The sequence below is a fragment of the Domibacillus tundrae genome (assembly GCF_000970675.1).
GTDB classification, from domain to species: Bacteria; Bacillota; Bacilli; order Bacillales; family Domibacillaceae; genus Domibacillus; species Domibacillus tundrae.
In genome coordinates this window covers 504334-517169 of sequence record NZ_LAJA01000001.1, presented here as the reverse complement: position 1 = coordinate 517169, position 12836 = coordinate 504334, and the positions used below count along the sequence as shown (strand labels likewise).

The window sequence follows — 12836 nt, the reverse complement described above, 5'->3', positions numbered from 1 at the left end:
TGAAAAAAATATTAATTTGTCTACACTCTCAAGGGATTTTCCATAAAAAAACTGTGCGGAGCCAATCCGCACAGTTTTTTTAGTTTTTCGGCGCTGTTTCGCCTGTATAGTCCAGCATACCGCCTGTCATATTTGTTGCTTTGTAGCCATTTTCGATTAAGAAACGGGACACATTTTCCGAACGGACGCCGGAGCGGCAGATAATAATGTACTCTGTTTCTTTGTCAAGACGATCCAACTGTTCAGGAATCGTCCCCATGACGATATGCTCCGCCTGAGGGATCATGCCTTCTGCCACTTCATCGTTTTCCCGCACATCAATTAATGCCAGCTGTTCGCCATTTTCGAGCTTTTCACGTACTTCTTCACCAGTGATTGTTGGAATCATATGTCTTCATTCCTCCTTGATTAGTTTGCGACGATATTGACAAGCTTGCCCGGCACCGCGATCACTTTCCGGATCGTATTTCCAGCCAGCTCTTCTCGAAGCTTGTCATTTTGCATCGCGATCTCTTCCATTTGTTCCCTTGTTGCATCTTTTGAAACCATTACTTTTGCTTTTACTTTGCCGTTTAGCTGGATGACAATTTCCACTTCATCATCGATAAGCTTTGATTCGTCAAATACCGGCCACGCTTCATACGTTACCGTACCGCTATGACCAAGCTTTTCCCAAAGCTCTTCCGCTAAATGCGGCGCAAGCGGTGACACTAATTTCACAAACCCTTCCGCATATTCAGCCGGAATCGTTTCAGCTTTATTCGCTTCATTGACAAACACCATCATTTGCGAAATGGCTGTATTGAAACGAAGTCCTTCATAGTCTTCTGTCACTTTTTTCACTGTCTGATGGTATACTTTTTCAAGTGATTTATCCTCACCTGTCACTTTAGGCGTTAAAGAGCCATTTTCTGTGATAAGCAAGCGCCAAATACGGTCAAGAAAGCGGCGAGCTCCGTCCACCCCAGTTGTGCTCCATGCAATGGATGCTTCAAGCGGCCCCATGAACATTTCATAAAGACGAAGTGTATCCGCGCCGTGGCTTTCCACAATTTCATCGGGGTTGACAACATTGCCTTTTGACTTACTCATTTTTTCGTTGTTTTCACCGAGAATCATGCCTTGATTAAACAATTTTTGGAACGGCTCTTTCGTATGAACGACGCCAATGTCGTACAATACTTTATGCCAGAAACGCGCGTATAACAAATGAAGTACAGCATGCTCGGCGCCGCCAATGTAAATGTCAACCGGCAGCCAGCGCTCTAGTAAGTCTTTATCCGCTAGCGCTTCTTTATTATCCGGATCGATAAAGCGCAGATAATACCAGCAGCTTCCCGCCCATTGCGGCATCGTATTTGTTTCACGGCGGCCTTTTTTCCCTGTCTCTGAATCAACAACATTTACCCAGTCTTCAATAACTGCAAGCGGTGATTCACCGGTTCCCGATGGACGGATTTCTGTTGTTTTTGGCAATATAAGCGGCAATTCCGATTCCGGAACAGCTGTCGTCGTGCCATCTTCCCAATGAATGATTGGAATCGGCTCACCCCAATAGCGCTGACGGCTGAACAGCCAGTCACGCAGGCGGTATGTTACTTTTCTTGTGCCGACGCTTTCTTTTTCAAGCCATTCAATCATTTTTGCAATGCCATCTTCTTTATTTAAGCCGTCTACGAATCCGGAATTCACATGGGCTCCGTCACCCGTGTATGCTTCTTCCTCTACATTTCCGCCAGCAACGACTTCTTGAATCGGCAGATTAAACTTTTTCGCAAATTCAAAATCGCGCTCATCATGCGCTGGAACTGCCATAATCGCGCCCGTTCCGTATGTGATTAGTACATAGTCAGCAATCCAGATCGGCATTTTTTCGCCATTGACAGGATTTACCGCATATGCGCCAGTGAAAACGCCTGTTTTATCTTTAGCAAGGTCTGTCCGCTCCAAGTCGCTTTTTGACTTTATTTGGTCAATGTACGCATTCACAGCTTCTTTTTGCGCATCGGTTGTGATTTTTGCTACAAATGGATGTTCAGGAGCTAAAACCGCATACGTGGCACCAAATAGCGTATCCGGACGCGTTGTAAAAACAGTAAATGTTTCATCGTATCCATCGATGCTAAATGTCACTTCTGCTCCTTCAGACCGTCCGATCCAATTGCGCTGCATGTCTTTAATGCTTTCCGGCCAGTCAAGTTCATCCAAATCTTCAATTAATCGATCCGCATAAGCGGTAATTTTCAGCATCCATTGACGCATTGGACGGCGTTCGACCGGATGTCCGCCACGCTCTGACTTGCCGTCGATGACTTCTTCGTTCGCCAAGACAGTGCCAAGCGCCGGGCACCAGTTCACCGGCACTTCATCTACGTAGGCAAGACCTTTTTTATACAATTGAAGGAAAATCCATTGTGTCCATTTGTAATAACCCGGGTCTGTGGTATTAATTTCACGATCCCAGTCATAAGAAAAACCTAACGCTTTAATTTGGCGGCGGAAATTGTTAATGTTTTGCTCCGTGAACTCAGCCGGATCATTTCCAGTATCAAGCGCATACTGCTCCGCTGGAAGACCGAATGCATCCCAACCCATCGGATGAAGCACATTATAGCCCTGCAGGCGTTTAAAGCGGCTTAATATGTCCGTCGCTGTATAGCCTTCCGGGTGTCCGACGTGAAGACCGGCACCGGATGGATACGGAAACATATCGAGCGCGTAAAACTTCGGTTTATCAGAATGGTTGTTCATTTTAAAGGTTTTATTTTGTTCCCAATATTGCTGCCATTTTTGTTCAATCTGCTTATGATCAAAATTCATTATTGAACCTGCCTTCCATTTATGTAAGCCGTCTTTTTCCCTTCTCGGGAGCTCTAATGAAAAAAACTCCCTCCCAGGTAATGGGACAGGAAAAGTGTGTCTCTACCCAATGCTGAATAAAAACTCAACGGCTTTCTTCCTTAATCTTTACCTTTCATTCTAGAAAAACTTTAGTCATTATGCAAGCGCATTTTACCAGTGCTGCTGTTCATGCTACAATTTAAAACGAGCTTTAAAGGAGGAATGGATCATGACAAACCCGTTTACGCACGCTAGTGACGACAGACGGTATCATACATGGAACTATCATTTACGGGAGCATTTCGGTCACAAAGTGTTTAAAGTTGCGCTTGATGGCGGGTTTGACTGCCCGAACCGTGACGGCACGGTGGCGTTTGGCGGCTGTACATTTTGCAGCGCAGCAGGCTCAGGTGACTTTGCCGGCGACCGGGTCGACCCGCTTGAAAAACAATTTCACGATATTAAAAATAAAATGCACGAAAAATGGAAACACGGCAAATACATGGCGTATTTTCAAGCGTATACAAATACACATGCACCTGTTGACGTGCTCCGTGAAAAATATGAAACTGTGTTAAAGCAGGACGATGTTGTCGGGATTTCCATTGCGACACGTCCAGACTGTCTGCCTGATGATGTTGTCGAGTATTTAGCTGAATTGAATGAACGTACGTATTTATGGGTGGAGCTTGGACTCCAGACTGTTCACGAAAAAACCGCACGTATTATTAATCGTGCCCATGATTTCCAAACGTATGTAGAAGGCGTGGAAAAACTGCGCAAGCACAACATCCGCATTTGCTCGCATTTAATTAACGGCCTTCCGCTCGAAACACCAGAGATGATGATGGAAACAGCCCAGGCAATCGCGAATTTGGACGTGCAAGGCATAAAAATCCATTTGCTTCACTTGTTAAAAGGCACACCGCTTGTGAAGCAGTACGAAAAAGGGATGCTCGACTTTTTATCAATGGACGAATATGCAAAACTTGTTGTCGACCAGCTTGAAATTTTGCCGCCTGAAATGATTGTGCACCGCATTACCGGTGATGGGCCCATTGAATTGATGGTCGGGCCGATGTGGAGCGTCAACAAGTGGGAAGTGTTAAACGCAATCCATGCAGAAATGCTGCAGCGTGATACATGGCAAGGCAAATTTTATAAAGGAGCCGTTATGCAGCCATGATTCTGGAGGGGATTTTGCCGTTTGCACGCCTATTAATCCAAAAAACGGTATCAGATAAAAATTATTTCGTCGACGCGACAGCGGGTAACGGACACGATACTTTATTTTTAGCAAATTTAGCTGGCAGTGACGGACACGTTTTTGCCTTTGACGTTCAGCATCGGGCAATTGAAAATACAACAGTGCGGCTTCAAAATGCCGGAATTGCTGACCGCGCATCTTTATTTCATGCTGGTCATGAGCATGCGCAGACGCTCATTCCAGAAAGTTATCATGGAAAGCTGAACGCGGCGATTTTCAATCTAGGCTGTTTGCCAAAAGGCGACAAGTCCATTATTACAAAACCGGATACAACGATCGATGCGGTTCATCAATTATTTCAAATGATAAAACCGGGCGGCTTGATCGTGCTTGTTATTTATCTCGGACATGATGGCGGTGCCGACGAACGGGACGCGGTTGTTCAATATGCCGCTTCTCTCGATCAGCAAACGGCACATGTCATGCAGTATGGTTTTATTAATCAAATGAACACGCCGCCGTTAATTGTGGCAATTGAAAAACGGTAAGTGATTGAAAAAGCCTGACTCCCGCCGCGCTAATGCGATGAGGGATAAGGCTTTTTTTATTTTTTTACCATTAAATACATAAAATACGGTGCGCCAATTAATGTGACAATGATGCCGGCCGGGACGCTTGTTGTAAAAGGCATAAGCCGTCCTGCAGTATCTGCAGCTAATAGCAGTAACGCGCCAATAACAGCAGCGGCCGGAACAAAGTGCTGATGCCGGGGGCCTGTTAAACTTCTCGCAATATGCGGTGCCATCAGTCCGATAAATACTATACCGCCGCTGACAGAAACGGCTGCTGACGCGAGAGCTACCGCAACGAACAGAAGCAGGATCCGCTCTTTTCCCACTTTTACGCCAAGCCCTGCTGAAGTGCCTTCGTTTAAATTCAGCAAATTTAAAACGTTTGATTTCCAAAGAACCAATGGAATAAGAATCCCAACCCATGGAATTAGTGCCATGACAAAATTCCAGTCGTTCCCCCAAATCGACCCTGCAAGCCATCCGGCAATAAATTCATATTCGCGCGAATCAAACTGAGAGGCCAAAATAAGCATGCTTCCCGACATAGCCATCGCCATACCTACACCTGCGAGCACAAGGCGCATTGGATCAAGTCCTTCTGTTTTATGATACGAAATGACAGAAATGATGCCGGCCGTTGCCATGCCGCCAATAAACGCAAAAAGCGGCACCATATACAGAAATGTGGAAGATTGCGGTGTGAAAATCATCGCATAAACCGCCACCATCAACCCTGCACCGGCATTAATTCCCAAGATGCCTGAATCCGCAAGCGGGTTGCGTGAAATGCTTTGCAAAATAGCACCTGAAACGGCCAATGCCGAGCCGGCAAGCATCGTAATGACCATACGTGGCAGGCGGAAGCTGTATAAAATAAGCTCCTCTCTCGGTGTCCCATTGCCAAGCAATGTTTCTACCAGCCTTGCGGGGGGAAGCGACGCTTTTCCTAATGCCGCACTTAAGACAAACAAGAAACAAAGCAGAAGAAAGGAAACGGTTAATGTAAGGCCCGCTTTTCTTTTTAAATGACCGTTCATTGAGTCAGCCGCCCCCTTTTCCGAATTAAATAAAGGAAAAACGGCACACCGATAACAGATATGACAGCGCCCACTGGTGTTTCAAATGGCGGATTAATCATACGGGCTGTGGTGTCAGCCAAAACAAGCAGGATACCGCCGGCAAGCGCCGAGCCGGGAATAATCCACCGGTAATCAGTTCCAACGAGCGCCCGTACAATATGAGGCGTCATCAAGCCGACAAACATGATGGGTCCGGCGACAGACACTGCCGCGCCAGCAAGCACGAGTACCGCAAGAATAAGGATCACTTTAATAAGCGTTGTCCGCTGTCCAAGACCCTTAGCCATCTCATCGCCAAAACTTAAAAGGGTCAGCGATCTTGAAAAGAAAATGGCTGTCAGAAGACCCATGCCGACAATCGGCGCCATCACTTGCAGCTGTGACCAGCTTGTTCCGGAAACACCGCCGGCCATCCAGAAAGCCAGGTCCTGGGACAGCTTGAACATAATCGCGACTCCTTCACCAAGAGCGGTTAGAAGCGCTGAGATCGCGGCGCCAGCCAAAACAATTCGAAGCGGTGAAAATCCGCCTTTTTTTAAAGAAGCAAGTCCAAATAATAAGCTGGCTCCTAAAGAAGCACCAAGAAACGAAAACAAAATCGCCATGATATACGTAGTATTCGTAAAAAAAGCGAGCAGACAGGCAAGTCCAAAACTTGCCCCTGCATTTAACCCAAGCAGCCCTGGTTCCGCAAGTGGATTGCGCGTAATACCCTGCATGATCGCCCCTGCAGTTGCAAAAGCCGCACCGGTAAGGGCCGCGCCGACTTCACGCGGCAGGCGGATACCAATAATAATTTGATCTGCTTCACGGCTCGGGTTATAAGAAAAAATTGCTTCCCAAACCGTTTTTAACGTTAACTCTGCTGCACCGACCGAGACAGAAAGAGCCAGACTAAATAACAATCCCGCAAATCCCGCTAAAATGACGAACACTCCCGTCTTAGGACGGGAGGTAATCGCTGGTTCTTTTATATTATTCATAAAAACAGCCCTTTATTGTGCCGCTTTTTCTGTTAAAGCGTCCACGATGAATTCCAATTCTTTTTCAATAGAGATCGGATCATTAAAATAAAAAGAATCAGAATCAAATTTAATGACATTTCCTTTTTGTACAGCCGGGATGTTTTTCCACAGGTCTGTTTCCATAAAAGTAGAAGATGACACGTTTGCACCCTCTCCTACAAAAATGTAGTCGCCTGCATAATCTGGAATGGCTTCAGCTGAAATAGCCTTGTATCCTGGTCCAAATGCTTCAGATTCGACTTTTTCAGGCGCTTTAATGCCTAGTGCCTGATAAATGACTTCTGTGCCGCGTCCCCAGTTTTGACCGTATACATACGTATCTTTCCCGAATGTTTCCACAACTGTTGCCGTCACGTCTGTACCAATTGCTGCTTGAACGGTTTTCTTCGCTTCTTCCGCTTTTGCATTCCATTCGTCTACCCAGCTTTGCGCCTCTTCTTCTTTACCAAGAATTTTGCCGATTTCAAGATGCTGCTCGATGTAGCCATATTTTTCATACGTCATCCCGATCGTTGGCGCAATTTCTTTATATTTCGCCATATTCTCATCGCCTGTATATGTAATGATTAAATCCGGTGCTAATTCAATTAGCGTTTCATAATCATCCGGCGCAACAACTTCCGCGCCCTTTAATTGGTCACCGAAAAATTGGCTGTTTGCTGACCAGTCTGTGATGGCGATCGGTGTAACGCCAAGCTCAAGAAAATTCCCAGGATACGTGGCTGCCATAACAGCTACACGTTCCGGATTGGCTGGAATTTCAATGTCACCCTCTTCTGATGCATACGTGCGTGTTTCCGCCGCTGCGTTGTCTTCGCTTTCCTGCTCGTTCCCTTCTTCTTCGCTTTGTGAACATGCGGCCAGAAAAATAGCACTCATGATCACAAGCGATGATAAAACAGAAAATAATTTATTCTTTTTCATGTAATTCATTCCTTTCCAATGAAAATGATTATCAATGACTACTAAAATACTACCGAAAATGATTCTCATTGTCAATTATATTTTATAAAAAAGTCCCCTTTTAAAAAGGGAACTTCTTCCTATAAATCAGCCGCTTGAGCAAGCAGTTCAAATGATCGTTTCTTTTTCTCAAAATCATACATAATGGTAACCGCCATCACTTCATCCGTTCCGCATTCTTCCACTAACTGGTCCAGTTTCTTTCGAACAGTTTCTAGTCCGCCGACAATCATTCGTTTCCGGTTTTCTTCTACATGCATCATTTCAAATTTCCCATAGGAATACGCAGCCGCTTTTTCCGGTGATGGCGTCCCGTTTGACGGAATGCCCTGTCCTGACATCATTAACGACAGCTCCAAGCTGCTGGCTAAATATTGGGCTTCTTCATCCGTTTCCGCACAAATGAGAAAGACCGCAATGTTTGTCTTAGGTGCATTCAAGTAAGCAGATGGCTGAAACTGGCTCCGATATTCATGAATTTCCTTTTTGCCGCCATCCCCATTTATAAACTTTGCAAATGTATAAGGAAGTCCTTTTTCTGCCGCTAAAACGGCACTTGAAGGACTAGAACCAAGCAGCCATACGTCAGGCGGCATATCCACAATCGGCGTCGCTTTCACTCCTGTATACACATGCGGGACCGGCTGATCATGCAAATACGCAAGGACATCATCAATCTGTTCCGGATATCGATCTACTTCCCGTTTGCGTCCGTCAGACAGCGCAAATGAAGCCCGGGGCATGCCCCCAGGTGCCTTCCCTAAACCAAGATCAATCCGCTGCGGCGCTAGTGCAGACAGCAGCTTGAAATTTTCGGCCACTTTATATGCACTATAGTGCGGCAGCATGACACCACCTGAACCGAGCCGAATTGTTGTTGTTTTCGCTGCCAAATGTGCCAGCAGCACTTCCGGTGATGATCCTGCGAGTGTTGCTGTATCATGGTGTTCCGACACCCAAAATCGTTCATAGCCAAGCTTTTCAGCAAGGCCGGCAAGCTCGATTGTTTCTTTCAAGGCTTCAATCGCTGTCTGTCCTTCTGAAATGGGGGACTGATCCAATATACTGATCTTCATCCAGGCATCCCCTCCTTTATCTGTAGACTTTACGCATTTTTCGATATGTTTTATACGTGCGTCCGTTCCAATAAAAGAAAATGCTCGCGGACCCGGCTGTGTGCACCAGCTTGCGGCAATGGCTCCGCACGCTTTTTTTATCCGTTGCTTTTTCTTCTGACAAATAAACGGCCACGATGCCTTCAATCAAGAACGAATGAAACTTCGCATGAGGAAGACGCTCCGTTCCTTCTTTTGCTTTTTGTAAAAAGTAAAGGAACCGTTCCATCATTTCCGTCTCGCTTTTATAATAAGTGCAGAAATTCAGTTCACCGTCTTCCATGTCTTCTTCCTGGTCAATAAAATAATCCAGCAAAATGTGAATACCCTGTCCATACGGGAAATAGCAGTCACGTACCATTTTGGCATATGTCGGTGTAAACGCCGGCTGCATCGCGCATGACATAAGACAATACACCCCAACCGTAGAACCTGTGCAGGCTGAAAATTCATACCATGTCATGTCCGGCAAGTCTGCTTTATATCTGTCAAACCAGCGGATCAGTCGTTCTTCCCTTTCTTCCGCACGGACATGTTTATGAATTTGAAGCTCGCTGTAGTAACGGCTTAAATCCAGTACATGCGGTTTTGCAGCTGCAAACGATGGCGTGTTCTCGACAATGCGGCGGCAGCCATCAACAAGTGCATTCAAATAACCGCCATCGTTTTTCGACTGGCGGAATCGATAGTAATCGCTTTTTGCCTGCCTCGGAAAAAAGCAGTCATGAAGCGCTTCGTGAAGCGCCGCAAAATCATCCGGATTAAACGATGTCGTCTGGTCACACAAATTGTCCAGATAATCGCAAATTAATTGATACGGTACGATAAACGAAATAGCGTCTTTAGAACGAGCACCGGCGAGCATCGAAATGACGCCGCCTGCTTCACAATGAAAATATTTTTTTTCGTAAACATCAAGTGCCTGCTGTCTTAATTCCGAATCCGGGATTTGTTCCGCCAGCACTTTCCATTTTCTCCATTCCGCTTTTACAGACGGAAAAATGTTTTTGTATATTTTTCGCATTAATAGAAGCGAATTTGTAGGGACCGTCATTCTCTTACCTCACTTTTCAATGATAAAACCGAGTGACCGCAGCCGATTGTGAACAAAATCGAGCGCATACTTAAACACATCATCGCGCTCCGGTTCGTTAAAAATTTCGTGATACAGGCCTGGCCATTCTCTGTACTGTAATTCTGACAGACTGAGCTTTTTAGCAAAAATGCGGACGGCGCTTGCGTCTGTGACCCGGTCATCCCCTGCCTGCATAATCAGATGCGGGATATCGGGAATTTCGCCCGGACCAGCTGTTGCAATTTTAATGGCCTGAACAACTTCCCGATACCAGCGGACTGATACTTTTCGGACGAATAAAGAATCTTCCGCATCAAATGCCCAAATTTCTTCATTTCGGGTCGCTATATCGGATGTTAAGCCCGAATCGAATTTTAGTGAAGGCGTAACGGTATTTAAGCCGTGCGTCATTACATTTAAATGTTTCGGCGGCATATGCTTCATTTTAAAAAGCGGGGACGACAAAATCACACCCGCGATTTCTGGCTTTTGCTCCTGCAAAAAACGGGTGACAATGAGCGCCCCCATGCTGTGGCCAAGCAAAAACACCGGCACGTCAAACTGATAAGCTGCCTGAATCCAATCGGATAGTTCATTTGTATATTCTGTAAAAGATGAAATGTGACCCCGGCGCGCACGCGATGTCATGCCCTGACCCGGCAGGTCACCCATGACGACATGAAATCCATTTTGCCGCCACCTTTCAATGAGCCAGCCGTATCGCCCATGGTGCTCAAATGCGCCATGAACGATGACGATGACCCCTTTTGGCTTTTCTTCGCATTCCCATTTCCACATAACGTTCTCTCTCCTTCAAAAACGACAGTCGTTTTTTCTATTATACAAATCTTTTGCCGTTCGATAAAATAAAACGGTACAATAACTAAAAGAAAGGGGTTACAATGATGGTTTATCCATACAAAGACAAGAAGCCAGTGATTGCGGAATCAGTTTTTGTCGCTGACTTTGCAACTATTACAGGCGACGTTATCATCGGTGAAGAATCTACTATTTGGTATAATACGGTTATTCGAGGCGATGTGGCACCAACCGTAATCGGCCGACGGGTAAACGTGCAGGATAATTCGGTCCTCCATCAAAGCCCTAACAATCCGCTCCTAATAGAGGATGACGTGACGATTGGCCATCAAGTGATGTTACACAGCTGCAAAATTCGGAAAGGCGCACTTGTTGGCATGGGTTCGATTATTTTAGATAATGCCGAAATCGGAGAAGGGGCGTTTATCGGTGCAGGGAGCCTCGTGCCGCCGGGCAAAGTGATTCCGCCAAACACAATGGCGTTCGGACGGCCGGCGAAAGTCATACGGGAAGTAAACGATGCCGATCGAAAAGACATGGAGCGGATCGTCCAGGAGTATGCGGAAAAAGGCCAATACTATAAGGGAATTCAAGAAAAAGACCGACTCAATAAATGAGACGGTCTTTTGGTTTAGATAAGAAAATATTTTTTTAATCGTTGTCCAGCTTCAAGCAACCAGGCCTCGAGGCCCACACGATGTGGGTCACGAAAGCGTTGCAGCAGGATGCTGCGTTCTTAGCTTTTGTTCCAAAAAGCCGTCACAGCTGTGTGGCAAAGAGCGCCACTGCCGGTCCGTCTTACGGGCCTGAGCGGCCGCCTTATGCTTTTCTTACTTCACCGCTGATTTTAACACATCTGCTTTGTCTGTACGCTCCCATGGAAGATCCACGTCTGTACGTCCAAAATGACCGTATGCAGCTGTTTGGCGGTAAATTGGACGGCGCAGATCAAGCATTTTAATGATGCCTGCTGGACGAAGGTCAAAGTTTTGACGAATCAGATCAACGAGCACTTCTTCCAAAACAGTCCCTGTTCCGAATGTGTCCACAGCGATTGAAACGGGATGTGCAACACCAATTGCATACGCAAGCTGTACTTCGCATTTATCAGCAAGGCCTGCTGCAACGATGTTTTTCGCTACGTAACGTGCTGCATAAGCGGCAGAACGGTCTACTTTTGTTGGATCTTTACCGGAGAAAGCACCGCCGCCATGGCGTGCATATCCACCGTACGTATCAACGATAATTTTACGGCCTGTCAAGCCTGCATCCCCCTGCGGTCCGCCAATAACGAAACGGCCTGTCGGGTTGATGAAGAATTTCGTTTCCGCATCGATCAATTCAGCCGGAACAACTTCATTGATGACTTGCTCACGAACTTCTTTTTGAATTTGCTCAAGTGTTACTTCCGGATGGTGCTGCGTTGAAATAACAATCGTATCAACACGAACCGGCTTGCCGTTTTCATCATATTCAACCGTTACTTGCGTTTTTCCGTCTGGACGGAGGTAATCAAGCGTTTCTGTTTTACGCACTTCTGTTAAACGGCGCGCTAATTTATGAGCAAGAGAAATTGGAAGCGGCATAAGCTCTTCCGTTTCGTTGCAGGCAAAGCCGAACATTAAGCCTTGGTCTCCTGCCCCGATGTCATCTAATTCTTTATCGGTCATTTGGCCTTCGCGCGCTTCAAGAGCAACGTTAACACCTGCCGCAATATCAGGAGACTGCTCGTCAATTGATGTTAAGACCCCTGCTGTTTCTGAGTCAAATCCGTATTTTGCACGGACGTAGCCGATTTCTTTTATTGTTTCACGAACAATTTTTGGAATATCCACATAAGATGAAGTAGTAATTTCGCCTGCAACGAGAACAAGTCCAGTCGTTACAGATGTTTCCGCTGCCACACGGGCATTCGGGTCTTTGTCAAGAATAGCATCAAGAATCGCATCGGAAATCTGATCGCAGATTTTATCCGGATGTCCTTCCGTTACGGACTCTGATGTAAACAGGCGGCGCTGCTTTGTCATGAAAAAATTCCTCCTTAAAAACAGTATGTGTACGGTACTCATTTCCCTCAGGTGATCCAGAAAATAAAAAAACTCTCCCGGTATTGAGAGAGGAAAGGTTGTTTTTACTCGGG

12 protein-coding genes are annotated in these 12836 nt (G+C 46.0%); 3 read left to right on the top strand and 9 right to left on the bottom strand.

Annotated features, from left to right (window positions below):
• Positions 1-79: 79 nt before the first annotated feature.
• Positions 80-388, bottom strand: a complete 309-nt coding sequence (locus tag VQ00_RS02660; protein WP_046178531.1) for a rhodanese-like domain-containing protein — start codon at positions 386-388, stop codon at positions 80-82.
• A gap of 20 nt (positions 389-408) precedes the next feature.
• Complete coding sequence (gene leuS, locus VQ00_RS02655) at positions 409-2820, bottom strand: leucine--tRNA ligase (protein ID WP_046178530.1); 2412 nt, start codon at positions 2818-2820, stop codon at positions 409-411.
• Positions 2821-3070: 250 nt separating this feature from the next.
• On the opposite strand from leuS, the gene mnmL reads away from it, so the two are divergent.
• Complete coding sequence (gene mnmL, locus VQ00_RS02650) at positions 3071-4027, top strand: tRNA modification radical SAM protein MnmL/YtqA (RefSeq protein ID WP_046178529.1); 957 nt, start codon at positions 3071-3073, stop codon at positions 4025-4027.
• Positions 4024-4596, top strand: coding sequence for a tRNA 5-(aminomethyl)-2-thiouridylate-methyltransferase MnmM (mnmM, locus tag VQ00_RS02645; protein WP_046178528.1), 573 nt, complete (start codon positions 4024-4026; stop codon positions 4594-4596). Before mnmL ends, mnmM begins: the two co-directional genes overlap by 4 nt.
• A 56-nt stretch (positions 4597-4652) precedes the next feature.
• On the opposite strand, the gene VQ00_RS02640 is transcribed toward mnmM, so the two are convergent.
• From VQ00_RS02640 to VQ00_RS02615, 6 genes are all read right to left on the bottom strand, one after another.
• Positions 4653-5657, bottom strand: coding sequence for a FecCD family ABC transporter permease (locus VQ00_RS02640; RefSeq protein WP_046178527.1), 1005 nt, complete (start codon positions 5655-5657; stop codon positions 4653-4655).
• Entirely contained in the window at positions 5654-6682 is a 1029-nt protein-coding gene (locus VQ00_RS02635; protein ID WP_046178526.1) for a FecCD family ABC transporter permease, read from the bottom strand. Before VQ00_RS02635 ends, VQ00_RS02640 begins: the two co-directional genes overlap by 4 nt.
• A 12-nt stretch (positions 6683-6694) precedes the next feature.
• A complete protein-coding gene (locus VQ00_RS02630) occupies positions 6695-7648 on the bottom strand; it encodes an iron-hydroxamate ABC transporter substrate-binding protein (RefSeq protein ID WP_046178926.1) in 954 nt (317 codons plus the stop codon).
• 119 nt (positions 7649-7767) lie between these two features.
• Entirely contained in the window at positions 7768-8763 is a 996-nt protein-coding gene (locus VQ00_RS02625) for an LLM class flavin-dependent oxidoreductase (protein ID WP_046178525.1), read from the bottom strand.
• Between the two features lie 16 nt (positions 8764-8779).
• Positions 8780-9856, bottom strand: a complete 1077-nt coding sequence (locus VQ00_RS02620; protein WP_046178524.1) for a tetraprenyl-beta-curcumene synthase family protein — start codon at positions 9854-9856, stop codon at positions 8780-8782.
• Between the two features lie 9 nt (positions 9857-9865).
• Positions 9866-10675, bottom strand: coding sequence for an alpha/beta hydrolase (locus VQ00_RS02615; protein WP_046178523.1), 810 nt, complete (start codon positions 10673-10675; stop codon positions 9866-9868).
• Between the two features lie 107 nt (positions 10676-10782).
• Between VQ00_RS02615 and VQ00_RS02610 the strand changes: the two genes are divergently transcribed.
• Positions 10783-11313, top strand: coding sequence for a gamma carbonic anhydrase (locus tag VQ00_RS02610; RefSeq protein ID WP_046178522.1), 531 nt, complete (start codon positions 10783-10785; stop codon positions 11311-11313).
• Between the two features lie 213 nt (positions 11314-11526).
• On the opposite strand, the gene metK is transcribed toward VQ00_RS02610, so the two are convergent.
• Entirely contained in the window at positions 11527-12723 is a 1197-nt protein-coding gene (gene metK, locus VQ00_RS02605) for a methionine adenosyltransferase (RefSeq protein ID WP_046178521.1), read from the bottom strand.
• Positions 12724-12836 lie beyond the last annotated feature (113 nt).